General features: G+C 38.2%; 25 protein-coding genes and 2 tRNA genes. 5 read left to right on the plus strand and 22 right to left on the minus strand.

The features are described 5' to 3' along the window. The first annotated feature begins 85 nt into the window (after positions 1-85). Positions 86-2,821, plus strand: a complete 2,736-nt coding sequence (locus tag FHS59_RS20600; protein ID WP_184497747.1) for a hypothetical protein — start codon at positions 86-88, stop codon at positions 2,819-2,821. A gap of 120 nt (positions 2,822-2,941) precedes the next feature. After that, complete coding sequence (locus FHS59_RS20605) at positions 2,942-4,186, plus strand: MFS transporter (RefSeq protein ID WP_184497749.1); 1,245 nt, start codon at positions 2,942-2,944, stop codon at positions 4,184-4,186. Positions 4,187-4,221: 35 nt separating this feature from the next. Here the strand turns inward: FHS59_RS20605 and FHS59_RS20610 are convergent, their stop codons facing one another. Next, positions 4,222-4,470 (minus strand): DUF903 domain-containing protein, encoded by a 249-nt coding sequence (locus FHS59_RS20610; RefSeq protein ID WP_184497751.1) that lies wholly within the window; start codon positions 4,468-4,470, stop codon positions 4,222-4,224. Between the two features lie 184 nt (positions 4,471-4,654). Then, positions 4,655-4,728: transfer RNA gene (locus FHS59_RS20615), tRNA-Arg, on the minus strand. 180 nt (positions 4,729-4,908) lie between these two features. Here FHS59_RS20615 and FHS59_RS20620 point away from each other — a divergent pair. Next, entirely contained in the window at positions 4,909-5,646 is a 738-nt protein-coding gene (locus FHS59_RS20620; protein WP_184497754.1) for a porin family protein, read from the plus strand. Between the two features lie 80 nt (positions 5,647-5,726). On the opposite strand, the gene FHS59_RS20625 is transcribed toward FHS59_RS20620, so the two are convergent. Both FHS59_RS20625 and rpoN read right to left on the minus strand, forming a co-directional pair. Next, positions 5,727-6,347, minus strand: coding sequence for a PA-phosphatase (locus tag FHS59_RS20625; protein ID WP_184497756.1), 621 nt, complete (start codon positions 6,345-6,347; stop codon positions 5,727-5,729). Further along, on the minus strand, positions 6,347-7,801 hold the full coding sequence (rpoN, locus tag FHS59_RS20630; RefSeq protein WP_184497758.1) for an RNA polymerase factor sigma-54: 1,455 nt from the start codon (positions 7,799-7,801) through the stop codon (positions 6,347-6,349). The genes FHS59_RS20625 and rpoN overlap by 1 nt, the downstream gene beginning before the upstream one ends. 176 nt (positions 7,802-7,977) lie before the next feature. Here rpoN and asnS point away from each other — a divergent pair, with 176 nt between their 5' ends. After that, entirely contained in the window at positions 7,978-9,429 is a 1,452-nt protein-coding gene (gene asnS, locus FHS59_RS20635) for an asparagine--tRNA ligase (protein ID WP_184497760.1), read from the plus strand. Positions 9,430-9,462: 33 nt separating this feature from the next. On the opposite strand, the gene FHS59_RS20640 is transcribed toward asnS, so the two are convergent. From FHS59_RS20640 to FHS59_RS20715, 16 genes are all read right to left on the minus strand, one after another. Next, positions 9,463-10,650 (minus strand): MFS transporter, encoded by a 1,188-nt coding sequence (locus tag FHS59_RS20640; RefSeq protein ID WP_184497762.1) that lies wholly within the window; start codon positions 10,648-10,650, stop codon positions 9,463-9,465. 60 nt (positions 10,651-10,710) lie between these two features. Next, a complete protein-coding gene (locus FHS59_RS20645; protein WP_184497764.1) occupies positions 10,711-12,180 on the minus strand; it encodes an NAD(P)H-hydrate dehydratase in 1,470 nt (489 codons plus the stop codon). Positions 12,181-12,188: 8 nt separating this feature from the next. Continuing rightward, positions 12,189-13,499, minus strand: a complete 1,311-nt coding sequence (locus tag FHS59_RS20650) for an MFS transporter (protein ID WP_184497766.1) — start codon at positions 13,497-13,499, stop codon at positions 12,189-12,191. Between the two features lie 64 nt (positions 13,500-13,563). Next, on the minus strand, positions 13,564-14,028 hold the full coding sequence (locus tag FHS59_RS20655; RefSeq protein ID WP_184497768.1) for an ExbD/TolR family protein: 465 nt from the start codon (positions 14,026-14,028) through the stop codon (positions 13,564-13,566). A 1-nt stretch (position 14,029) separates the two neighbouring features. After that, positions 14,030-14,665, minus strand: a complete 636-nt coding sequence (locus FHS59_RS20660) for an ExbD/TolR family protein (protein WP_184497770.1) — start codon at positions 14,663-14,665, stop codon at positions 14,030-14,032. Position 14,666: 1 nt separating this feature from the next. Further along, positions 14,667-14,996 (minus strand): hypothetical protein, encoded by a 330-nt coding sequence (locus FHS59_RS20665; protein WP_184497772.1) that lies wholly within the window; start codon positions 14,994-14,996, stop codon positions 14,667-14,669. A 51-nt stretch (positions 14,997-15,047) separates the two neighbouring features. Continuing rightward, the gene (locus FHS59_RS20670; RefSeq protein ID WP_184497774.1) at positions 15,048-15,857 is read right to left on the minus strand and encodes a MotA/TolQ/ExbB proton channel family protein; all 810 of its coding nucleotides are present in this window, start codon (positions 15,855-15,857) and stop codon (positions 15,048-15,050) included. An 895-nt stretch (positions 15,858-16,752) separates the two neighbouring features. Then, on the minus strand, positions 16,753-17,487 hold the full coding sequence (locus tag FHS59_RS20675; RefSeq protein WP_184497776.1) for a TylF/MycF/NovP-related O-methyltransferase: 735 nt from the start codon (positions 17,485-17,487) through the stop codon (positions 16,753-16,755). Between the two features lie 440 nt (positions 17,488-17,927). Beyond that, positions 17,928-18,014 (minus strand) — tRNA-Ser (locus FHS59_RS20680). 97 nt (positions 18,015-18,111) lie between these two features. Next, positions 18,112-19,179 carry an asparaginase gene (locus tag FHS59_RS20685; RefSeq protein WP_184497778.1) on the minus strand — a complete coding sequence of 356 codons (1,068 nt, stop codon included), beginning with the start codon at positions 19,177-19,179 and terminating at the stop codon, positions 18,112-18,114. Beyond that, positions 19,176-19,952 carry a TatD family hydrolase gene (locus FHS59_RS20690; RefSeq protein WP_184497780.1) on the minus strand — a complete coding sequence of 259 codons (777 nt, stop codon included), beginning with the start codon at positions 19,950-19,952 and terminating at the stop codon, positions 19,176-19,178. The genes FHS59_RS20685 and FHS59_RS20690 overlap by 4 nt, the downstream gene beginning before the upstream one ends. Next, positions 19,949-21,076 carry a glycosyltransferase gene (locus tag FHS59_RS20695; protein WP_184497782.1) on the minus strand — a complete coding sequence of 376 codons (1,128 nt, stop codon included), beginning with the start codon at positions 21,074-21,076 and terminating at the stop codon, positions 19,949-19,951. Before FHS59_RS20695 ends, FHS59_RS20690 begins: the two co-directional genes overlap by 4 nt. After that, a complete protein-coding gene (locus tag FHS59_RS20700; protein ID WP_184497784.1) occupies positions 21,055-21,681 on the minus strand; it encodes a polysaccharide deacetylase family protein in 627 nt (208 codons plus the stop codon). Before FHS59_RS20700 ends, FHS59_RS20695 begins: the two co-directional genes overlap by 22 nt. A 3-nt stretch (positions 21,682-21,684) precedes the next feature. Then, complete coding sequence (locus FHS59_RS20705; protein ID WP_184497787.1) at positions 21,685-22,893, minus strand: PP2C family protein-serine/threonine phosphatase; 1,209 nt, start codon at positions 22,891-22,893, stop codon at positions 21,685-21,687. Between the two features lie 3 nt (positions 22,894-22,896). Next, complete coding sequence (locus tag FHS59_RS20710; RefSeq protein ID WP_184497789.1) at positions 22,897-23,148, minus strand: hypothetical protein; 252 nt, start codon at positions 23,146-23,148, stop codon at positions 22,897-22,899. Next, positions 23,141-24,280, minus strand: a complete 1,140-nt coding sequence (locus FHS59_RS20715) for a glycosyltransferase (RefSeq protein ID WP_184497791.1) — start codon at positions 24,278-24,280, stop codon at positions 23,141-23,143. The genes FHS59_RS20710 and FHS59_RS20715 overlap by 8 nt, the downstream gene beginning before the upstream one ends. Positions 24,281-24,301: 21 nt before the next feature. On the opposite strand from FHS59_RS20715, the gene ruvC reads away from it, so the two are divergent. Next, positions 24,302-24,877, plus strand: coding sequence for a crossover junction endodeoxyribonuclease RuvC (gene ruvC, locus FHS59_RS20720; RefSeq protein WP_184497793.1), 576 nt, complete (start codon positions 24,302-24,304; stop codon positions 24,875-24,877). Between the two features lie 27 nt (positions 24,878-24,904). Here ruvC and FHS59_RS20725 read toward each other — a convergent pair whose 3' ends face one another. Both FHS59_RS20725 and FHS59_RS20730 read right to left on the minus strand, forming a co-directional pair. After that, entirely contained in the window at positions 24,905-25,453 is a 549-nt protein-coding gene (locus FHS59_RS20725; protein ID WP_184497795.1) for a porin family protein, read from the minus strand. A gap of 106 nt (positions 25,454-25,559) precedes the next feature. Beyond that, a complete protein-coding gene (locus FHS59_RS20730; RefSeq protein WP_184497796.1) occupies positions 25,560-26,111 on the minus strand; it encodes an outer membrane beta-barrel protein in 552 nt (183 codons plus the stop codon). Between the last annotated feature and the right edge of the window lie 144 nt (positions 26,112-26,255).

Genomic DNA, 26,255 nt, shown 5'->3' on the forward strand with positions numbered 1-26,255 from the left:
TGGAATATTTTTTGTCCAAAAGTCTGTAAAAAAATAATATGGGCAAAAGCTGTTAAATTTGCCGGCACCCTAAAAAATCAGACCCTTGTACGCTAAGACTCAATTTCCAAAATGGAAGATTGGGACCATCTTCGTCTGGATTCTTTTTCTTTCATCACTTACTGTATTTGGGAAAGGAAATTTAACCACCGAAAGAGAGTTAACCCACTATAATTTAGACGTTGCAGATTTGCAATTAGACGGTCCGGAAAACCTATGCATGATCGGCGGAGGCATCTTGGGCACTTTTAATGCCGGTGGAGAACCTGGTGATGTTTATGAATGGACTATCACAAAAGTACCATCTGGTGAAGTCTTAGAACAAAAATCTAGTGGACAGCTGGAAACTTTTAATTATTATTTTTCTGAAGTTGGCAATTACAGTGTAAATCTAAAAGTCCGTAGAGGAACCGATGTTAACTTCTACGAAGAAAACAAACCGGTAAGAGTACAAGAAGGCCCAGAGTTGGCATTACTTCCAGATTATTTACTATGTGCAGGATCTTCCACCCTATTGACCGCCCTCGATCCCAATACACCAAATTTATCTGAATACACTATTACTTGGTACGCACTTGACATTAATGGAGATAGAGTTGAACTCGGAAAAGGAAATGAATATGAAACTTATGGAGCTGGATATCACATCGTTGAGCTTTATAGAACCAACCCCGACGGAACTCAAGCTTGTTTAATAAACGGTTCAACCTTTGTAGGCCCACCACTTGACTTTCAAATAATCCCTTCCTCGACTTCAATTTGTGAAGGAGAATCTATTCAGATTGGACTAGACACCCCTCTTTCAGGTGAATGGTTTATCCAAAAAGATTATACAGGAATTCGAAGTTCGGCAGGAGAAGGATTCGAAGTTGAATTTGAATCAAGTGAATTATCTGGACCAGGACTTTATTTGGTCACTTTCCAGGCAACTTCAGAAGATTTTCCTGATTGTATTTCAGAGAGGATCATTGGATTTGAATTAAAAGAATCTCCAAAAGCAAACACTCAAATATTAACTCAGCCTAGTGCCTGTACAGCTACAGATGGAAGTTTTCAATTAACATTAGAAACTGATGTAGATGCTTTTTATATCCCAGAATTAAATATTGTAGAAGGGCCAACGGCCAATGGAACCCAAAGAACATTTTCAAATCTAGCCCCAAAGGTTTATTCAATCGTGCTGGAGAAAAACGGTTGTCAAACAACAACTCTTTTAGCAGTAGACTCAGCTGTTCCTGCCTCACAACTATCTCCAGTTTACACTTTTATTTCGGAGCAATGTTCTGCAACTGGAGTAACTCCTGGGTCCGCAACAGTTGATTTTGGTACAACTATAACAAATGGTGAATTCAGGGTTTTACAAGAGGGAAGAGGTGAAGTCCAAAAGGGAGCAATTCCAGCTAGCGGTTCCGTAACAGTCAATTTATCGAATGGTAATTATTTATTCGAAGTCATTGTAGATGGATGTACCTACCCAATTGAATCTTTTGAAATAATTGATGCTCCACAGGTCAGTTTCACTGTTCCTAAAGAGTTGAATATTTGTGAAACATTTGAGTTAACACCCGAAACAGATCAGGATCTAACTTTCACTTTAACTTTCCCGGATGGAACTGAACAGACTATTTCCTCAAATGAATCACTTACGTTAACGGAAGAGGGAGATTATTCGATTATTGGAGAGGCCACTGATCCCAATTCACCTTTATGCGCAAGGACAATTGATTTTACAGCAACATTTTCTTCAAAAATTTCATTTGCTCCAGTACTTGCAGTTGAAAAGTGCTTTGACCCGATTAAATACGAAATAGATCTCAGTGGGATCCCAATAGAGGAAGCAAGCATCCGATGGTTAAATGACCAAGGTAGAATTGTTGGAAGAGGAGCAGAATTTTACCCGACTGGACTTGGATTCTATTCACTTCAAGTTCAACCGTTACAAAGTGGCTATTGTCCAGTTGACCCAGTTCCTTTTGAGGTAGTGCCACAGATAGTTGCTGTGCCAATGGAATTAGAGGCTACGAAGCTATGCCCTAGTCCAAGCTTAGGATTAGTCACCTTAACTACCAATGAAGAGGAGGTCTTTAATACAGAATGGATTTATTATGACTCCCTTAACAACAGGACCGAATTAGTACAGTTTGATGGTTTGTTTGAAATTGATTCTGATGCACCCGGAACCTATGAAGTAGTTGCTTATAATGAACTTGGCTGTGAAATTGGAAGGGGATTGATTGAGGTTGAAGAAAGCCCATTTACGACTCAGCCAGTGGTTGAGGAATCCTATGCTTTTTGCTCTATAAAAAACAACACCATCCCTCCTATCAACCCTGGTGAATATGCAGAGTACAACTGGTATTTTGAAGACCAGCTGGTATCAACAGCTGAAACTTACAAACCAGACAGTATCGGAAATTATCAATTAGTGGTGGTTACAGAGGATGGATGTGAATTTGCTGTGGATTTCAGCACCTATGATGCCTGCAATTTTAATATCGTATATCCCAATGCGATGATCCTCGGAAATCCTGATAAGGATTTTAGAGTTTTGTTAACCGAAGGTGTGTCAGAAGCAGAATTATTTGTTTTGAATCGTCAAGGAACCTTGGTTCATCATCAAATCACTAATGAAATCCCAGTCGAAACACCAATCTTACAATGGGATGGAACAGTGGGTGGCAAGAATGTTCCATTAGGCACATACGTGGTAGTTATTTTATTAAGGAATGATGAATTCGGATTTGAAGACAAAGTAACTAGCTCACTTCTAGTACTTGAGTAATTTTTTTTAAAAGCTAGGAATAAAAATTATACAATCGGAAAAGCCCAAATCCGATATTTTTCCTATTTTCAGGCTGTTTCAAACGTTTTCATTGACCCTGTAACCAAAAACACCTAGCTTATGACTCAAACCATCAACCGATCAGCTTTATTTAACGCAAGCTGTTTCGCACTCATCACCACCGCATTTTCTTTCAGTATCAGTGCCGGTACATTAAAACAACTCGGCGATGATTTAGGCTACTCCGCTGAAAACTTAGGTTACCTCAATTCCTTATGGTTCTTTGGCTTCCCAATCGCAATGATTATCGGGGGCTTGATCTACCATTCCATAGGGCCTAAAAAAATTATGAAAATAGCTTTCCTTTCTCACTTTGTAGGAGCAGCGTTGACCCTATTTGCAATTTACTTTGTCTCTGAATCAAGTTTTGTCTTACTTCTAGCTTCTAACCTCCTCATGGGGATAGGTTGTGGATGTACCGAAGCTGCATGTAATCCAATGATTGCAGACATGTACACAGGAGAGAAAATGAATAAAATGCTTAACAGATTCCACATGTGGTTCCCTGGTGGAATATTTGTTGGCGCATTACTATCAGAATTAATGTCCTCTTTGGGATTCTCTTGGCAAAGCCAATTTTGGTTAATTCCAATCCCTGCACTTATTTATGCGTTTTTATTCAATGGAAAAACTTTTCCAAAAGCAAGTGTAGAGCAAGCCAGTTCCCTTTCAGCGAATTTTAAGGCAATGATCACCCCATTGTTCTTATTTATTTTCGCATGTATGGCATTGACAGCAATTACAGAATTTGGCCCTCAAAAATGGACTGGATTGATTATGGAAAGTTCTGGTGCTAAGCCAATGTTAATCCTTGCTCTTACAACTGGATTAATGGCCGTATTAAGATTCTTCGGAGGTCCAGTAACAAAAGCATTGGGACAAACTGGCGTTTTATTGTGTGGAGCAATAATTTCGACTATCGGTATTTATTTATTTAGCACCCAAACCGGTGCAATGGTTTATGTTGCTGCAATCTTCTTTGCTATGGGAGTTGCCTTCTTCTGGCCAACAATGATTGGTTTTGTTGCTGCTAAAATCCCTAAAAGCGGAGCATTAGGAATGTCAATTATTGGTGGAGTAGGAATGTTTTCCACTGCTATATTCCAACCATTTATCGGAGGCTGGATTGATAGCGATATCGCTGAACAGAAAGCTCTTGGCCTAACTGGCGCTGAATTAGATTTAGCTGCGGGGCAAGCGACACTTTCAACTATGATGACTTTCCCAATCATCTTAATAGTCGCATTTATCGTTCTTTTCCTTTGGCAAAAAGGCAAAGCACCATCAGGAGCATTAGCCCATTAAAAAATTAAAGCAGCCTTCGGGCTGCTTTTTTTATGTCAATTCCCACATGAATAGGAATCATATTCGTCTTTAAATAGAGACCAGATTTTTCCATCTTCATCTCTATATGTTATTCCTTCATATCGTTTAGAAACCTCAATACCTCCCTCTGTCTCTATCGTAGATCCATCCTTCAAAGTGATAATACATGGTCCGTCGAATTTTTGCACATCTACAAGCTTTGTGTCCTCAAAAAGGCTACAGCCCATCATGACCAACAAAAGCAAAGGGAATGATTTTTTCATAACAGCTCGATCAACTAATGGCTAAAAATGAATAAAAAATAATTCTTATGAAAATCAATCCCAGTAACCTCATAAAAAAGAAAGGTCAATTTTAATTCACTCTCTTTGTTTCTGTTAAAATCGAGGAATTCAACTCTTGATTTTTAGGAAAAATAAAAAAGCCCAACCGTGAAGTTGGGCCTTGTGACCTCGTCAGGATTCAAACCTGAAACCTCCTGAGCCGTAATCAGGTGCTCTATTCAGTTGAGCTACGAAGCCGAAATGGAATGCAAAGGTATTTAATTTTCCTTTTTTTCCAAATACGAATGCAATAGAAAAATTGTTTTTCCCGTTCGATATAAAACAAAGCCTTAAGAATAATTAAGACGAAAAACAGGGTAAATCCTTCAGGAATTCATATTTTTGCCCGCGATGAATTAATAATTCAATCTTTATTTGATGAAAAAATTATATACAGTTTTATTCTCTTTGGTACTTCTCCAAACAGCTTTTGCACAGGATGGTCCAAAAACACCAGTTGGCGGTAGACCAAATATTCCTAGCGATTTATCTTTCGAATTTGGATTCAACCAACTCAACAATAGACCAGAAGACATGTCTCTGAATTTTTTCAGATCAAGGACTTTCAACGTCTATTTTCAGCATCCTATTAAGATTTTTGGAGAAACATCCGGAATTACCATGAATCCAGGGATTGGTGTTGGAACTGATAAATATGCGTTCAAAGACGCTCAAAATCTTTTCAACGACCCTGTTAAAGGAGTAGAGTCTAGTGAATTGAAAGAAATATCTGAAGTTTATGGAGACAATATTCGATTGAAAACCAACACGTTTGCCGCAAATTACTTCGACATCCCGCTAGACTTTACTTATCATCTTAATAAGACTAACCACACCAAAGGGTTTAGATTTTCTATAGGTGCTAAATTTGGAGTTTTATATGAAGCTCATTCCAAAATCAAATACAAAGACTCAGATGGTCTGAAGAGAAAAGTTAAAGACTCCCAGAATTACGGACTTGAAAAATTCAGATATGGACTGACTTTTAAAGCAGGATCTCCAGGCTTTTACTCTTGGTTTTACTATGGTCTGAATGATACTTTCCAGGCAGGTAAAGGACCAATTGGTACACAAGCATCACAAATCAATTTCGGTGTTGCTGTCAAAGTATTCTAAATAAACCATCATCATAAAAAAAACCGGAAAGTGATTTCCGGTTTTTTTTATGTCTTAATTTCTGAAATAGAAATAAATTTTCATCCGTATATCATGGAGAATCCAACAAAGCAAATAATAAACCCATAAACTAATCCCACATAAATCTCTGAGGGCTTATGTGCATTTAATTTTAAACGGCAAGTCGCCACGATTCCTGCCAATAGGATGGCTCCCAAAAGAGGATATAATGCATTAAAATTAAGAAAGTGCAAATTCAGAACTACTACTGTAGCAATCAAACCTCCCATTCCAGTCATATGGGCTGACATTTTCCAAAAGAAAGTAACAAAGGTCAAACCAACGATAGACAGAGAAATCACAGCCAAAACCTGCCATAATATGGGATCTAGTTCCGTTTTGTCATGAAGAAAATATGTCGTCAGGAGAAAATAGATCGTAGTCACTACAAAAGGTATCACCCGATCCTTAATCTCTACCATGTGGATACTTTTCAGGGTACCGCTAAGCCGTAATCCGAAAATGGTTACCATCGGGATGGCTAGAGTAGAAAGTACTATCAGTAAGAATATTCTGCCTTTAATCACTTCAGGAATACTACTTGCCTCCGGAACCAAAAAAAGGATCAAACCGAAAACCAAAGTAGGTACTAGCAATGGCTGAAATACAACGGAAATAAATAGGGCAATAAATCTTGACACTAAAGTTCTTTTCTTAGTCTTGCAACAGGGATTTGCAATTGTTCTCTATATTTTGCCACTGTTCTACGAGCAATATTATATCCCTTTTTGTTTAGCATCTTCACCAACTTATCATCAGAAAGAGGCTTTTTCTTATCCTCCTCATCCACCATTCCCTGAAGAACTGACTTCACTTCTCTGTTACTCACATCTTCCCCACTATCTGTCGCAATTCCTTCGGAGAAAAAGTACTTCAATGGGTAAACCCCAAACTCAGTCTGAATAGCTTTGCTATTTGCGACTCTGGAAACAGTAGAAATATCCATATCAATTCTTTCAGCAATATCTTTCAGAATCATTGGACGTAGATTTGTCTCATCTCCGTCTATAAAAAACTCTTTCTGATAATTCAGAATTGCCTCCATCGTTCTCAAAAGCGTATTTTGACGCTGTTTAATGGCATCAATAAACCATTTGGCAGCATCTAGCTTTTGCTTCACAAAAGTGACCGTTTCTTTCAGTTTTTTATCCTTTTTATCACTCTTATCATATGCATCAAACATCTCAGAATAAGATCTGGAGATTCTCAACTCTGGTGCATTTCGGGAATTCAAGCTGATTTCCATCTTGCCACCATTATTGGTAAGAATGAAATCCGGAATGATATATTGGGTTCGAACAAGCCCTTCAGCAACTCCTCCTGGCTTAGGATTGAGCTTGGTAATTAGATTGACAGCATCTTTAGTCTCTTCTTCTGTCAGGTCACACTTCTTCTGGATTTTAGAATAGTGTTTTTTGGTAAACTCCTCAAAACAATCCTGAATGATTCGTAAAGCGTGGATTACTGTTGGATCTTCTGGGTGTTCTTTCCGTTCCAATTGAAGAGTAAGACACTCCTGTAGATTTCTGGAAGCGATTCCCGCAGGATCAAAGGACTGAATCTTCCTTAAAATCTCCTCTAATTCATCAATATCTGTTTCAATATTTTGGCTGAAAGCCAAATCATTGATAATCGCATCCAAATCCCGTCGGATATATCCGTCGTTTTCAATGCTTCCTATTAATTGCTGTCCAATAATTCTCTGACGATCATCCAGTTTCAAGAAATTCAACTGTGACACAAGTTGCTCATGCAATGAAGATTGACTCGAAATAGGGATTTCCCGATCTTCCTCATCTGGATTATAATTTCCATCTCCCTGCATTTTATAGCCACCATATTCATCATCGAGATAATCATCGATATTGACGTCGCGATCGTCCTGAACAGAATCTTCTTCGTAATTATTATCCTCGAACTCTTCAGAACTGTCATTATCCTCATCCTTCCCCTCTTCCAGGGCAGGATTTATTTCCAATTCCTCTTCAATTCTGGTATCTAATTCTGCAGTTGGAACCTGCAACAATTTGATAAATTGAATCTGCTGAGGGGAAAGTTTCTGTGAAAGTGACTGGCTAAGATTTAGCTTTTGCATTAGTAATCAGATAAAACCTACATTTGGGTTCAAAAAAGGCCTTTTCAATAGAAAAAGCCCCATACCCAAAGTTATGAAAAACAAGCAATTTTTTGATAAAAAGCTTATTTAATCGTTTTTTTGCATTCCACTTAAAATTACTCGGAAAAAAGATTTTCCATAAATAAATACTCCTAATGGCATTTAACAAACGGGTCAAAATCAAGACCATCCTGGATGAAAGTCCGGTAGGAAAAGAAGTGACACTTATGGGCTGGGTTCGTACCAAGCGTAGTAATAAAAATGTATCCTTTATTGCCCTGAATGACGGTTCTACGATCACTAATTACCAGATCGTAGCAGACCCCACTATTATTTCTGAGGAAGTATTAAAAAGATGCGCAACTGGAGCTTGCTTGAAAGTAAGCGGAAAAGTGGTAGAATCTCAAGGTGCAGGTCAGTCTTCTGAATTGAATGCTTCTACCATAGAAGTTTTGGGTGATGCAGATCCAGAAAAATATCCGCTGCAGCCTAAAAAGCATTCATTGGAATTCTTAAGAGAAATTGCCCATTTGAGGATGAGAACAAACACCTTCGGTGCTGTTTTCAGAGTGAGACATGCTTTGGCTTATGCCGTGCATAAATATTTCAACGACAAAGGGTTCTTTTACATCCACACACCAATTATCACTGCTTCTGATGCAGAAGGTGCTGGAGAGACTTTCAAGGTAACTACTTTGGACCTTAAAAACCCTCCTAGAAATGAAGAAGGAGGAATAGATTACAAAGAGGACTTCTTTGAAAGAGAAACCAATTTGACAGTTTCAGGTCAGCTTGAAGGGGAATTGGCAGCAATGGCTTTGTCCGAGATCTATACCTTCGGACCTACATTCAGAGCTGAGAATTCAAATACCGCCAGACACCTTGCTGAATTCTGGATGATCGAGCCAGAAATGGCATTCTATGATGCAGAAGACAACCAAGATCTTGCTGAGGATTTCTTGAAGTATGTGATTCAATATGCTTTGGATAATTGTGCGGAAGATTTAAAATTCCTAGATCAGCGATTGGGGGATGAAGAAAAATCAAAACCACAGGATCAAAGAAGCGAACTTGGATTGATTGACAAGTTGAAATTTGTGGCAGAAAATGACTTTGTCAGATTGACTTATACTGAGGCGATCGATATTCTTCGTAATTCTAATCCAAACAAGAAAAAGAAATTCACCTATCTGATTGACGCTTGGGGTGCAGATTTACAATCTGAACACGAGCGCTATTTGGTAGAAAAGCATTTCAAAAAGCCTGTGATTTTAACAGATTATCCGAAGGAAATCAAGTCTTTCTACATGCGCCAAAATGAAGATGGTAAGACTGTAGCAGCTATGGATATTCTTTTCCCTGGAATTGGAGAGATTGTTGGTGGTTCCCAACGTGAAGAAAGGCTAGATGTCTTGACTAAGAGAATGGAGGAAATGAATATTCCACAGGATGAAATGTGGTGGTACCTTGACACCAGAAGATTTGGTGCAACTCCACATGCAGGATTTGGATTAGGCTTTGAACGAATGGTTCTATTCGTCACTGGAATGAGTAATATTCGGGATGTCATCGCTTTCCCAAGGACACCAGGAAACGCAGAATTTTAAAATCAACCCCGACAGAAATGTCGGGGTTATTTTTTAACTGACAATTTTCACCCTTCTCGCCAAAGGGATACAAAGAAGACTGAAGAATATAGCAAGATAACCTACCAGATTGAAATTGGTCAATTGTCCTGTGGCAGTTTCTCCAATGATAATCCCTGCAATCAAGGAAGCTAATCCTGCAGACATTTGCTGAATCGCAGAATTAAAACTCAGAAAACTACCTCGATTTTCTGGCCTAGCGGTTCCAGTTATAATCGCTGCTGCAGGAACATACCTTCCGTTTGAAGTCACAAAGAACATCGTAGTGATTACCAAAACCAAAAGGACTGGTGTAATGCCCAGGTGAGTAATGATCCCAATTGGAATCACATTCAATGCCATAAAAATGGTGAAGACTTTTAGCTTCCCGTATTTATCGGAGAGTCTACCTACCCATGGGGAGGTAAAAATAGTAAATGCTCCACCAGCCATGTAGATATAGGTCAACTGCATCTCTGTAAATCCCACGTTTGCCACATTGTAAGGGCTTAGAAATGGGATTATCATAAACTGTCCAAACATCATCATCACCGAAAGTGCAATAGCCCTCATTTGATTGGAATTACCAGTCACTCTTTTGACCACTTCTATTGGGCTGGGACGGATGATTTCTTTGCCGAGATGCTCGGTGATGTTTGGAATAAATTTGACAATCATACCAAGACTGATAATGGATAATCCAGTTAGAATGTAAAAAGGAGTGTGCCAATCAGACAAACTTGCTAAAAACAATCCCATGGGCACTCCCAAGACCGATGCAAGTGAAAAGGCAGCCATGACTAAACCCATTGCTCTTCCTCTTCTGGAATCAGGAATTACATCTCCGATAATAGCCAAAATTAAGGCAGAGGTTAATCCTCCAAAAAGCCCAGATATTACTCTTGCAAATAACAGGATAGGATAACTGGGAGAAATGGCACAGCCTAAAGTAGCAATGGAAAAGCCAACATAAACCCAAAGGAGTATCGTCTTCCTATCAAATCTGTCCAAAAAGAACGCTCCGAAAAAGCTTGAAATACCTGCACTAAATGTGTATGAGGAAACCAACAAACCAAACTCTCTTGGAGAAATATCAAAAACCCGCATCAATTGAGGCCCCAAAGGCATCAGGATCATGAAATCAACTATATGGATAAAGTTGATTGCAGCCAAGGTCCAAAGAATAAGCTTTTCTTGCTTCATGTTAAAAATCGAAAATAAAAAGGGAGGATTGAAGGACCTGACCTCAAATTGAAAATAAGTTTATGAAATATCCAGTTGAATATACGAATCCGGAAAAGCTTCTATAATGTCAGATGCTATCAAGCCTTTTCTTTTTCTCTTACCGGCAATTTCTCCTGCCAAACCATGATGATAAACCCCGCATATAGCTGCATTCTCAGGAGTATAACCTTGCCCTAAATAGGAAGTGATAATTCCGGTCAACACATCTCCCGATCCACCGGTTGCCATATATTTTGTGCCGGAAGAATTAAAAATCTGTTTGCCTGAAGGTAGAGAAACCACTGTATTTGCTCCTTTCAAAACCAAAATCAATTGATTAGAAACTGCAAATTCTTTGGCTAATTGAAGTCGTTCCAAGTGATCTTTTGCAGGGCCAACTAATCTATTAAACTCTCCTATATGCGGTGTGAGAATAGAGTTTTTTGGAATCAAACTGATCATTTCTTTTTCCTTTGCCAAAATATTCAATCCATCCGCATCGATTACTACCGGCTTTTGAAACTCCTCCAGAATCTGTTTAAGAAGATATTTCTTCCCGTCCTGCCCCCATCCAGGTCCAATACCAAGAGCATCATAAAAATCAAGATTCGCAATCAATCCCCAGGTAGCCATTGCTTCAGGCACAGCCGTTTGAATGATGAACCTCTCCGTGTCTTCTAAATGGCAAGTGACCAAGCCTGAGCCTGCTCTTAATGCACTTTTTGCACAAAGTATTAAGGCTCCCATTTTACCCGGACTTCCTCCAGCAATTAAAACTTTCCCATAATCACCCTTATAGGCAAACCTATGAAACTCTTTATGAAGAGCTGGAATATCTCTCTGTTGGATAAAATAAAATTCAGATTCAAACTCTTCAAAAGTCTCTTCTCCAATTCCAATATCTACCAAAAACAACTCTCCTATGGTTTTTGCATTTTCAGGAAGAAGCAAGGATAATTTAGGGAATGCAAAAGACACTGTATAATCTGCCTGAACGCAGAGACCTTGATTTACTTCGCCGGAATGAAGTCCACTAGGAATATCAACCGAAATTACTTTGCCTTCAAAAGAATTTATCTTCTGAATGATCGGAATAGCGCTTTCCCGTAAATCACCTTTTAGGCCTACTCCTAAATAACAATCAATCAAGACCCCATAATGAGGGAATTCAAAATTTTCAAAAGCTATTTTCTCAACAGCCTTTGGCAACAAATGCCAATTATTTAACGCATCAGGTGACAGTGACTTTTCATCAGAAAAACATGTCACAACAATCACTGAATACTCATGGTGAACAAGATTCCTGGCTATCGCCAAGCCATCCCCACCATTATTGCCAGCGCCGACAAAAATAATAACAGGATCAAGTTTGAATTCTTCTCTGGAAATGTACCAATCTACAAAACCCAAGGCAGCAACTTCCATCAATTCATGGCTGGATTGGCCGGATTTCCTAAGATGGCTTTTGTCTAATTCGCTTACCTGATTGCCTCTGATAATTTTAAGCATTGTCTAGTTTAATTTGATTTTGACAATTGCGTTTTAGGGATTGAAACTAATAAAAGGAACCCTAAACCTACCAAGAAAAAGATACCCAAGGTTAATGAGCTGTTTCGCATACTTCCGGTCAACTGTTCGATCACTCCATACGAGAAAGTACCTATTACGATAGCCATTTTTTCTGTCACATCATAAAAGCTAAAATAAGATGCATGGTCAGTGGTACTAACAGGAATCAATTTGGAGTACGTAGACCTAGAAAGGGATTGAATTCCCCCCATAACAAGCCCTACCACAAATGCCAATGCAAAGAACTCATAAACCGTATAAACATAATATGCAGCCCCACAGATGAAAATCCAAACAATCACCATGATTACCAAACTGGACTTATTCCCAAATTTCTTTGATAAAAACGCAAAGAAATAACTACCAATGATTGCCACGAACTGGATTATTAGAATTGTCAAAATCAGCTGATCTCCAGGCAATCCCAACTCTTTATCTCCAAAACTTGCCGCCAAATACATAACCGTTTGAACTCCCATGGAATAAAAGAAAAAAGAAGCCAAAAATTTATTCATCACCCCTATCTCTCTTACTTCCAAAAACACTTTTCGAATTTCTTTATAACCTTTGGCAATGATTTCCTTTGTCACATTCTTACCGAAAGGATTCTTGGGTAATACTCGAAAAGTAATTTGGGCAAATCCTGCCCACCAAACTCCAGTGATCAGAAAGGACAATCTAGCGGCTACGCCATCGTCTGGAAGCATAAATGCAGAAGGAAATTGGATCATCAAAAGGTTTAATACCAAAAGAATCACAGATCCTATATATCCCAATGCAAAACCCTTTGCACTTAAAAAATCATATTCACTCTCTTCTGAGATTTCTGGTAAATAAGCATTGTAAAAAACAATACTTCCTGCATAGCCAATACTTGCTAATACACTGGCAATGATACCAAACTCAAGATTACTCCCATCAAAGAAATACAGGCCAATACAGGAAATAGATCCGAGGTAAGCAAAGAATTTCATAAAGGAGAGTTTCTTACCTGTAGAATCTGCTATTCCCGAAAGCAATGGAGAGATCAAAGCAATGATCAGAAAAGAAAATGAGATAGAATAAGAATACAGAACCGTATTGATCATATCTATTCCAAAAAAACTGACATGATCCCCTCCATCCGCGGCTTTGGTGACGCTATTATAATAAACTGGGAAAATTGTAGAAGTTATTACCAAGCTATAAACTGAATTTGCCCAGTCATACATTGCCCAACCATTCTGGACTTTCTTTTTATTTGTAAGTGTTACTTGCATGGGTTCAAACAAAAAAAGCTATCCCTTATTTGGGATAGCTTTAAATATACTGATTTGTTTCTATTTAGTCTTTTACAACTTTACCAACAGAAGCGTAAAGAACTCTTCTAGCATCCGCTTCTCTTAATTCAGTCTGAACATCAGAGATTGGACCCATTTTAACGTCCTTATCTACTTTCATTGAAATTGTAATTCCTCCACGATCTGCTTCAGGCAGTTTATCTCTTTCCTGGTTTACCCACTGAACAATTTCAGTTGTATTCATCAAAGCATCGTTTGCCTGAATTCTCGGCTCTGTACCATACAAAGCTGTGTTTTTAGGCTTACCGATGAAGATATAAGAAATCAATGTTTTCTTCTGCAATTTCTGAAGCTGAGTAGCTTGAGGAATTTTTTGCTCAACCAATATCTCCTGATCTCTCAACACGGTAGTTACCATGAAGAAGAAAAGAAGCATGAAGATAATATCCGGTAACGCTGAGGTTGGGATATTTTCAGATACTTTGTTTTTCTTTCCGAACTTTCCCATATCAATTAGATCCTAGTTTATCTGGTTCTGCGATGGAAATCTGCATTCCTATGCCTTCTTTCCCTTTGTCAATAAGCGCTTGTTCTGCGTCATCTTTACCACTCAAAGCTCTATACTCATCAGTTGTTAAGTTAGCTCTGGTTGCATAGATATCGAAGTAAGCTTTTTTCACCAAGTCAAGAACCTCTAGATACTTTTCATAACTTGTACCTCTGTTAGTCTTGATGGAAACAACAGCTTCTTTAGGATTGTCAGAAGATGCAGGGTCTCTTTTTGCTTCTGCTTGAAGAGAAGCTGGAAGAGAGTTGTAAAGAGCAGCTGCTTCTTCATCCGGCGCACCGAAGTTCAAAACAAACGCTTTTACATCTTTGTCTAATCCATCGGCATTATCTCTGTATTCACCTTCAACTAGAAGATCATCGTTCGCATTGACAAGAATGGTGTAAATATTACGCTCATTCTTTTGGATGTCTGGTGGCGGAACGTTAGGATCAACTTTTGGAGGGAGTACGTTCAAAATACCCTTATCCGATGCAATGGTAGTAGTGACGAGAAAGAAGATCAGGAGCAAGAAAGCTATGTCAGCCATAGAACCTGCATTGACCTCCTGGACCATTCTATTTTTCTTTCTAGCCATATTACTTTATCGCTTTATTTAATTCAGTAAATACGATGCCGACTAAAGCGACTACCGCAAGTACGTATGTTGTGATCAGCATACCACCTACCAGTTGAGAACCTTCTGGAGTTAGGTTGAATGGATCAGCTTCAAATTTAGGAAGTACTTCATTGCTAGATATTGAGTAAGCAACGAAGAACAACACCAAGATGCCGACAATACCTACTACTGTCTTCAATAAGCTCTTTGGATTATCCAAAGACTTGATCAAAGGCATCACAATAGAAACGAATGCTCCGATTGCAATTAGTAAGTAACTACCGTATAATAAAATGTCATAAGTATCCATAATGTAGCTTTCTTTGGGGTTAACTTAAATAATTGAAACGCAATTGACGGCTTACTTGCCAGTCAATTTGTGCTTCACCAAGATGTCTACCAAAGTGATAGAAGCATCTTCCATGTCGTTAACCAAAGAGTCAATTTTTGCAACGCAATAGTTGTAGAACAACTGAAGGATAATCGCAACGATCAAACCAGCTACTGTGGTCAAAAGGGCGATTTTAATACCACCAGCCACAAGAGATGGAGAGATATCACCAGCTGCTTCGATAGAGTCGAATGCACCGATCATACCGATTACAGTACCCATGAAACCCAACATCGGAGCAAGAGAGATAAACAAAGAGATCCAAACTAGACCTTTTTCCAATCTACCCATTTCAACAGAACCGTAAGCAATGATTGATTTTTCAACCATTTCGATACCTTCTGAGTATCTCATCAATCCTTGAGTAAAGATAGAAGCTACAGGGCCTTTGGTGTTTTTAGTAACATCCTTAGCTGCTTCTACTCCACCTGAAGACAAAGCATCTTCTACTTTAGCCAACAATTTCTTAGTGTTGGTAGTAGAAAGATTCAAAGTGATGATTCTTTCAAGAGCTACAGCAAGACCTAAGATCAAACAGATCAATACTGGAGTCATGTACAAAGGATCACCTTCGATAAACTTCTCTTTTACTACTTGGTGGAAGCTTTGCTCCTCAGCGACGATCTCGTCGTCGACGATTGTTGGTGATGCAGCAGGTTCTTCTACTACAGGAGCCATTTCTTCTTGAGCTGCAGTATCAGCTGCTGCTTCTTGTGCGTTTGCGAAAACAGGAACAAACATGATACCTGCAAGCATGAACAAAGCGATTAACTTTCTCATAATTTGATTTTTAAATAGACTTTTGATAAAGGTTAAATGGTTTCTACACTAAAATCGAGTTTTAAAGTTATCATTTTTTAAATTCAAAAAACAATGGACTCTTTCAGATTTTTTGGAAAAATCCTGCTTTTAAAGCTGAATTTGGGCAATTTTTACACGAACGGAAAATAATCCTTTGTACTGTAATAGGCTGCTTAATAGCCAAATAAAGGCAAGATTAGTCCGTTTTTGATGTGTTTTTTCTTTCCAAACTTATCTTTTAAATCCTTTGAATCAGATAGATAGGCAAAGAAAAAAAAACTTTGTTTTTTCCACCTTTCAACAAATAACTTTATTCGATTTCGCAACTAAGTTACAAAAAATGCGTTGTCATCCTCTTTTCAATCTGACTTTCCTGGATCTTTTCATGTTAATTATTTTTAAAATATCTCAATAATTGAAACTTGCCTTTGCAGATTTCATCATTGATCCCAAAAATCTTGATTTATATATTAAACCACAGATTATTTAATATCCATTGATACTTCTAAAAAGCAAGGCTTTTAATTTCTATTTTATGTAGCATACCAAAATTAAAAGACTGCTACCTAATTAGTACGTTACACATAAAGCTAGGAAACCCAATCACAACTTCGCTTTTTACAATTTTTTAAGACAAAAAAGCAAAAGCCAGTATTTTAGCAGAAATTGCTCTTAGATGCATAAAGGATGGAGATTTTAGTACCAACAAACCTCTGGTTTAATTTGGTGTAACCAGGAACATCTGTTACAAAATGCTTTTCGCGTTTCTTGAAAAATCTCTAAAAACCTATCTTTTTGTTGCTTTTAGTAGTGTCCCTCATTCCATTTGCAGTAATTCCTTATTATTCAAATTTGCTTTCTACATCAAATCCAATCATTTGATTTTCCGCGAAATAAGAAATACCCTTGACTGTGGAAGGTAATTTAAAAGGGGGGTTGTAGAAAAATATGGGTATTGCTGGAGAATTTCGTCAAATGCTTCCTTTTGACCTACAATACCAGCATCCTCGGTCCATCCCCAATCATCAAAAATTAATATTGCATGATCTTTAATTAGAGGGAAACAAAAATTAAGCGCTGTTTTTGAAGCTGAGTATATATCACAGTCTACCATGATAATGCTTGCTTTGGTAATATTTAAATCCTTTTTAGCCTTCTCAAAAAGTGTATCCGAAAACCAGCCTTTGACTAGATGTACTCGAGCCATGTCTACTTTTCTATCTATAAGGTACTTTGTGGTGGCTGTAATAGTGGAATGATATTGGCCGGTAGCCCAACCTTCTTTTTCTGAACCCTCGGGCATACCCTCAAATGAATCAAATCCAATTAATTGTACTTGGTCAAGTTTTAACTCCTTTAAAACGTGGAAAACAGACGACATAGATGTTCCTCTACTAACACCGAATTCTAAATAACTTCCTAGAGAATCATCAGTTTCATTCTCTAAAAGTTTTTCTATGGCAAGTTTTACTGAACTATAAAATTCCTTTTCAGGAATCAAGGGTTCCCAATGACCTATTCCTCTAGGAGTTAAATATTTGAACTTAAATTTTAAATATGGATCATATATCCCTAGTTTTTTCAAACTGTTTTTTAAAAGCTTTTTCATAATGCAAAAGGTGAAAAAAAATGTGAGAAATTAATTCGGTTTACTATTTACCTAAGTTAGTAAAGCTAACAAAAAAATACTAATATCAGAAATGATGCAAGTGGGTTTATTTGTTAGTTGACTGAATGACAGATGATCGGCGTAACCTAAAACCTAGAATTTAACTTATTCTTTAGCTGCCTTTAGATCTTTATAGGCAGAAAAGGGAATTTTCATGCAAAAAAACACCTATAATTCTTAAGGAAAAATAACTTAAAATATTGTGTTTGATTGTTCTTGGCATGGTAGAATCTTTCAAGTGTTACAGAATTATAAACTTTATCCCACATCAAACTACGGTAAAATCTCAGTCAATAAAACTTGACCAAAAACTAAGATGTACATTTATCTTAAAACAAAAAACCAGCTTTATTGCTAAAGCTGGTCTAATAGTTTTGTTGCAGAGAGGAAGGGATTCGAACCCTCGATACCCTCACGGGTATACACGCTTTCCAGGCGTGCTCCTTCAACCACTCGGACACCTCTCTAGGTTGATTTTTGACTTGCTCTTGCAAATCGGAGTGCAAAGAAAAATATTATTCGTCTCGATTCCAAATGAATAGGAAAAATAGCCTGAAATTCTTTCTAGGTGGTCATTTCCCCAGCAATAGGAATCATCAGCTGTTTTTTCACTTCATCCGTTGAAGAATATTGTCCCAACAAAAACATCAATTTAGTAATCGCCGCTTCTGTGGTAATATCCGCACCACTGATCACTCCTACGCTCAATAGTTCTTTACTGGTTTCATAACGACCCTGAATCACTCGACCTCCATTACACTGAGAAACATTCAAGATAATTAGGCCTTTTTTCACCGCTCTTGATAATGAATTCATAAACCACGCTTCACTTGGAGAGTTACCAGAACCATATGTTTCCAATACAACTCCTCGTAAACCCGGAATATCAAAGCAAGCATCCATTATTTTAGAAGTGATCCCAGGGAATAACTTCAGAACCATAACTCTGTTATCCAGCCTGTTTTTATAAACCAATTCTTTGTTAGGTTCAAATGGCCGGATTGCGGCAGTATTATAATCGATCACAATTCCCGCCTCAGCAAGAGAAGGATAATTTTCAGATTCAAAGGCATCGAAATGTACAGACTGCACTTTTTTAGAGCGATTGCCTCGTATTAATATGTGATTAAAGAACACACAGACCTCAGGCACTATCGGATTTCCATTGATTTTTGCAGTAGCTATTTCCAAAGAGGTCATTAAATTTTCCCTCGCATCAGATCGCATTGCGGAAATCGGAAGTTGCGCACCGGTGAAAATCACTGGTTTATTCAACCCTTGAAGCATATAACTTAGCATCGAAGCAGAATATGCCATGGTATCCGTTCCATGAAGTACTACAAAGCCATCATAGCTGTCGTAATTTTCATAGATAATGTAAGCCATGTCTGTCCAGTGTTTCATAGAAACATTGGAAGAGTCGATAGGTTCCGGGAATGAAATTACCGTGATCGCAATATTCATATTAGAAAGGATCGGAATTTTTTCCAGGATCTTCCCAAAATTAAACGGAACTAAAGACCCAGAATCATCATAGGCCATGCCCAGCGTTCCTCCTGTATAGATGATCAATACAGAGGATGTTTTACTGGTTCGCAGAGCGGTATTAAGTCTTACAATCTTATAATTCATAGATCAAATTCCCGGAATAAATTCAATGCATTTTCTTTTGTTTTCAATGCAACTTCATCTTTTGAAATTGCGAGAAAGTCACCGATTTTTTCAGCTATAATCGGCAAATAGGCGGGAGAGTTCCTTTTACCTCTGTAAGGAACAGGTGCGAGATATGGCGCATCTGTCTCTAACACCAGGTTTTCTAATCCTAAATGCGGGATCACCTGATCTAAACCGCCATTCTTGAAAGTCGAAACTCCTCCTATACCTAGAAGAAAACCTAAATTTACAATCTCATTTGCCTGCTCCAAGGATCCCGTGAAACAGTGAAAAATCCCTTGTAAAGTCCCATCCTGCTCTTCTTTAATGATCTGAATGGTTTCATCCATTGACTCTCTACAGTGAAGAACAATCGGCAGATTCTTTTCTTTGGCCCAAGATATTTGAATTCTCAAAGCTTCTTTTTGCTGCTCAAAAAATGTTTTATCCCAATATAAATCCAACCCAATTTCCCCAACTGCAGCGAAAGGCCTTTTATTCAGCCAATCCTCCATTTGGTATAGTTGACTTTGAAAATCCTCTTTGACATCACAAGGATGAAGTCCCATCATTGGGATACACAAGTCAGGATACTTTTGCTCACAGTCCAGCATAGCATCGATGGTTTCCACATCGACATTAGGCATATAGACTCTTTCGATACCGGCGTTCCGGATGTCTTCGATGACCTGATCTCTATCAGAGTCAAACTTAGATGAGTAAATATGTGCGTGGGTTTCTATGAGGTTCATGGGTATTGTCTGGATTTCCAGGTGATTTTGGAAGGCCAAAAATAATAAAGAATAGTAAGGGAGGACGAAAGCAAGTAATAAAAATCATAAAGTAGCAACCAAAATACAGATATTCTACTGCCAACTTTGCCTGAAACAAGCATCCAAAAGACACTCTGAAGCACTATTTTCACGATCCAAATTCCCAATCCTAATCGCCAATTTTCTAATGAGACATAAAACAAAGCGATAAAGAAAAACAGATAAAAACTAAGAGAAATTATCCAGATCCAAGGCAAAGTTAAGACACCTTGCAGCCATCTTTTGCGCTGACTCATAAGGGCTCGCCAGCTTTGTTCTTCTTTTGTTTTCAAAAGCATTCCTTTGCTGACCTGCTGTCGGACTTCAAATCCATCTTTTTTTATGCATTTGGAAATTTCCAGATCCTCTGTCAATGAAAAAGGAGATGCTGCAAATCCGCCGGATCGAAAATATGCTTCTCTTGAAATCACCATGTTATTTCCCAGTCCGGTTGTATGTCCTCCCATGTCTGAGATCACTTTGGTGATAGCTAGAATATTCCACCAGTCTATCCTTTGGAAAATACCAAGAAGAGATTTTGAGTCGACCTCTGTGACACCATTGATAATTCCGGTCTTCTCCCCGAAACTTTGGACACCTTCTCTAATCCATTCTGGATTGACCATGCAATCGGCATCTGTAAAAAAGAAAAATTCGCCCTTTGCTTCCTCGGCTAAAATTGCCAATGCATTTGCTTTGCCATTGACAGGATATTTTTGGATAAGCTCCCCTTCAATCTTCAGGACTTTTCTATTCACTTCAGAGTCTGCCCACTTCTGTAAAATAGAAAAGGTGAGATCAATACTGCCATCATCGGCAAGCAAAAACTCGAGCTTTTCTATAGGGTAATCCAGTGCATCAAATGAGGATAGAAGTTTAGGAAGGTTTACCTCCTCATTTCTGGAAGTGACTAAAACGGAAACTAAAGGGAGATTTTTAGGCAGAGCATTTGAATTATCCTTCCAAAAGAACTTTGCCCGAATGATCAAAACCACATATTGCAGGAATAATACTCCTATTGCAAAAAATGCCAATCCGTCTATTAAAGCGTTGCTGTTTCCCAACCGTTTTCCTGAATTTGGTCTAAGTAAGTTGGTAAAATTTTAGGTAAAACAGTAGCCGTTTTTTGCTGATCATGAAATAGAACCACGGAATCTGGCTTTGTTTTTTGAATTGATTTAGTCAAAATCTCTTCCGGAGCTAAACTCAAATTATAATCTCCACTTAGCATATTCCACATCACGATTTGATGGGTTTTAGATATTTCCCGAGCCTGGGCATTTGTCATCAATCCATAAGGTGGTCTAAAAAAGCGAACTTTCTTTCCTGTGAGTTCTTCTAGAATTTCATCACACTTTAAAAAATCCTGAAGGTATTTTTCTTTTGGAGTTTTCCAGCCATTCAGGTGATGGAAAGTATGATTTCCTAAAACATGGCCTTGGCTTAAGACATCTTTTGCCAGTTCTGGATTTTTCCTCACATTATCACCTACCATAAAAAATGTAGCAACCATACCTCTCTTCCTTAATTCGGAAAGCACATAATCTGTAATTCCCGGAACAGGTCCATCATCAAAAGTCAAGTAAATCTGTTTTTTCCCGGATGAACCAGTCCATGTCCGGTTTGGAAATAATCGCTGAATAAAAAATGGAACAGTATGAAAAACCATTCTCTATCTAAATCTTAAACTTAGTAATGTCAGATCGTCACGTAATGGGACTTCATCCGAAAAGGCACGCATTTCTTTGAAAAATTCCCGATGAAAATCTTCCGGATCCATACACAAATGATTTTTAACAAAATCCTCCAGTCGACTTTCCCCATATTCCTCTTCCTCTTTATTGATCGCCTCAGTTAGTCCATCAGTATATAAGTGAATAGTGAAAGACTCCAGGTTTTTACGCTCACCTATTTCCAAAAATGGCAACTCGTCAAAAGCCCCTAAAATCGTGGTTCCAGCCTGAAGCAATTCCTGACGGTTTTGGTTTTCCCAACACAGAATAGGTGCATTGTGGCCGGCATTTACATATTGAAGCTTTTTTGTTTTGTAATTATAATACCCTAAGAAGAAGGTTATGAAACGCTCACCCTTGGTATTTTCATACAGAGTGAAATTCAATTGATTGACGATCATCTTAAGATCTGCATCACTTCTCAATAAAGTCCGAAGCGTAGCTTGAAAATTGGACATTAAAAGGGCTGCCGCAAAACCTTTACCCGATACATCCGCGATACAGAAAAACACTTCATCCTTTGATCGCTGAATTAAGTCGTAATAATCGCCCCCCACCATACTGTGTGGGAAATAAGTCACTTTTGCCTTCAACTTCTTCGTATCTGGCAATTCCGCCGGAAACAGCATTTGCTGCACTTGGCTGGCAATAGCGATTTCACGATTTAGAATTTCCTGCTGCAATTGCTTCCTGGCAAATCGCTTGTTCTCCAAAGCCACAACCAAAATATTTGTCAGTGCCTGTGTAAAATCCAGATCCAATTCCTGATTGGGTTCTTTCCTTCTCAGAAACAAAATCGCCAACATTTTATCTTTATGATAAACCGGCAAATAGGTTTCCAACTCCTGAAATGAATATCCATCAGGTAATTCGATTCTCAACTGACCACTTGATTTTTCATCATTTATATCCTTTGCGGGGATCAAAAACGGCACTTCAGATTTAACTCCATGCGAGATCATTTTCTCAAAAGCTCCTTCTTTTGCCACATAAAGCACCATGGATTTGATATTCAAATGCACCAAGCAGGTGAACTTAAAAATATTCGCCAAAACCACCTCAGACTGATTTTCATTGATAGCCTGAGTGATCTCAAGAAGCGCCTTAAGTTCGAGTTCCTTTCGCTGATATTTAAATTCAGTATCCAATTATTAAATCGTGTTATGAGCCATCAGCCCTTTTTTAGTCGCCAGAAAGTATAATCCCTTTCCCTCTTTGAGAATATCCACCTGATTAAAACATTCCTCATCGGGAGTTTTCAAACATTTGATCAGTCCATTGTGATAAAGGGAATTTAAAGCCTCTAAAATCGCTGAGACTTCAAGATCCAACGTTTCTTTCAGGTAACCGAAGGATTGTACAAAGTACAACTCATCTAAAACATCAAACTCATTTTCAGTCATGACCACTAATTTCTGCTTTTAATTCTTCTCTCCCGTTTAATCGCCCTTTCCAAATGTAGGTTCCTTTTACAATTCTTATGGCTACCGCAAACAAATAAATAGGATGAATAAATGAGGTAGCGATCAAATCAGAGAAAGGAAAAGGTTTCTCCAAACTTCTTAAAATTCTGTCAAAAGACAGTCTTTCTGCCAGAATTTTAAAAATCCACATGACACAAAATGCCAAGATCCCAGCTTTTCCTTGACTCAGCAGGAGAAAACTGAAAACCCAAATCAATTGAAAAAAGACAGGTAAAAGTGAAGAAAACACATGAAAGCCAGAAGAATGGCTTTTCCACTTTCCCGCCCATCTTACTTTTTGATTGACGAGCGAGCTCCAGGTTTTTTCTGGACTTGTCAAAACCAAGCTTTCCCCCGAGCAGGTATAACGCACTGATCCGGCCCCAAATTCTCGTACCATTTTCTTGAGTAAAAACTCATCGTCGCCAGATGGGTTTTCTTCATTGCCCTGAAATCCATTTACCTGAATGAAAGCATTTTTTCGAAAAGCCAAATTAGCAGCGCTACAAGTCAATGGTTTTCCTATTTTAAAACTGAAATTGCTTACCAATAAAATACTGGCCCATTCCAGTAACTGAAATCTTTCCAAAAGATTTTTGCCCGGACTAGAAAGAACCGGACCTGCTACTAATTGAATATCTTCTGATTGAAAATGCCTTTTTAACTGCTCTATCCAATCGGGATTCCAAATGCAGTCTGCGTCAGTAGTGACTAATAATTCTCCACTTGCTCGGGAAATCGCAAAATTGATTGCACTTTTTTTCCCAAAACCTGGATTGGATAAAACCTGAATCTTTGGATCATTTTGAAAATAGCCCTGCAGCAATAGCAATGTGTCGTCTTCACTGTGATCATCCACAAGCAAGATTTCTCTGAGGGAATCATACACTCTTAGAATAGCAGCTCGGAGTTGTGGTAAATTCTCAGATTCGTTTCGAAGGGAAATCAGCAAGGAAACCGATTTTGATAAGTTTCCTTCAGAAATTTCTTCGACGTTTTTAGACCAATACCTACTCATTCCCCAAAGGAGAAAGAAATAACAGAGTGCCGATATCAGGTAAAAACTTAGCATCTTTTGGGCTAACTTGCGGAGGTGAACAAAGAAGTAAAAAATACAGTAAAGGAAAAAATCATTTTAGGAATTGACCCGGGGACCACGGTCATGGGTTATGGTTTGATCAAAACGGAAGGAAAAAGCTATGAGCTAATTCAATACGGTGTGATTCATTTGAAAAAATATGAAACCCATGAGTTGAAGCTCAAAAAGATTTTTGAAAGAATCACTGGAATCATTGAGGAATTTCTACCGGATTCTGTGGCTCTTGAAGCCCCATTTTATGGAGCAAATGTACAATCCATGCTAAAACTGGGTAGAGCTCAGGGTGTGGCCATGGCAGCAGCATTGGCGAGAGAAATACCGATCACCGAATACTCGCCAAAGAAAGTCAAACAATCTGTAACAGGAAATGGCAATGCATCAAAAGAACAGGTAGCCGCGATGTTACAGACACTTTTTAAATTAACAGAAATTCCAAAAATGCTAGATGCGACGGATGCTTTGGCAGTGGCCTTATGCCATCATTTTCACGAAGGAAGAGTTCAGACCAGAGGGCGTAATCAAGGCTGGAAATCATTTATAGAGGAAAATCCAAGCCGAGTAAAAAAATAAACCCGACAATTTTGCCGGGTTTTCTTTTTAAAGCTCTACGCCGAGTGAAATCTTGAGGACTCTGTTTTTCACATCTGTATTAAAGTAATTTAAGCTCGACAATCCGAAATCATAACTCGCCTGAACATTCAGTCCAAGCGGCAAATTAACTCCCACACCTACTACGCCGCCAATATCGTAACCTTTGATCACCTCAGTGCTCGTAGAAGTAGTCCCTCCCAAATCATATTTTCTAGACACCAAAATAGATCCTTGTGGTCCTGCGAAAACATTGACAACTGGAAGAAAATTAAAACGCACCAAAACTGGTACATCGATATAATTCAATCGTTCATTGATATCATCACCATTCATTGTGTCCGTCCCTTCGTAGCCTTTTTGGGAATATTGTACTCCTGGCTCGATGTCGATGATACCTAAATCTAGTTTATAATAGCCACCGGCATGGAAACCTAATTTTGCGTCAAAATTAGTGTCAGAGAAATTGGAAGAATTCAAACCTGCCCTCAACCCAAACTGAGCTTGTGCTGTGCTGATAAATCCAATACATAAGATTAAAAACAAAAACTTTTTCATAGACTATAAATAATAAGTGAACTGATGGCTTGGTTTATTAATTCTTAGCTGGCAAAAACTTGACCAAAAAGACCTGATCGGTAAACTCCAGGGGAAAAAATATGTTTTAAAAAAAGTCATAGCCCAAGGAAAGCTTGAAAACCTTATTTCTTCTGTTTGGGTAGTAATCGCTTAAATCATTTTTAGAAATATCAAAAGTAGCTTGAATATTCATGCCATAAGGAAGATGCACACCAATTCCTCCCACTCCTCCAAATTCAGTTTGAGGGAAGGCTTCCGTATTGGTATCTACCAAACCTTCAAATTCATATTTTCGAGACATTAAGAAGGATAATTGAGGCCCAACAAAAAGGTTGATTTCTGGAAAGAAATTAAATCTGATTAAAAGTGGCGCATCGACATAATTAAAGCGTTCGAAAGTCCTTTTCCCTGTATCCCGATCATTTCCCCTAAATCCTTTTTGTGAGAACTGAACTCCTGGCTCCACCGCAAAAAAACCTAATTCCAAACGGTAGTAGGCCCCCACATGAGCACCAAGTCTGGCGTTCACATTTGAGTTAGTAATATTGCTCGAACTGAGACCAGCCCTAATTCCTGCCTGTCCACTTGCAAAGCCTATAAATCCAAGTAAAAAAATTAAGGATAAAAAACATCTCATATAAAATGTGTTTGGGATCAAAGTGGATTAATCAAGATTTTTTTCTGAATTTTTTACAATGTTTTTGACCAGAAAAAGCCGACATCTAATCTAGATTTTTTAATTTACTTCATAAAGTTGTAAATGCTTTTTATTTAAAGACCT

Origin of the sequence: Algoriphagus iocasae (genome assembly GCF_014206875.1) — a bacterium.
Lineage (GTDB): Bacteria > Bacteroidota > Bacteroidia > Cytophagales > Cyclobacteriaceae > Algoriphagus > Algoriphagus iocasae.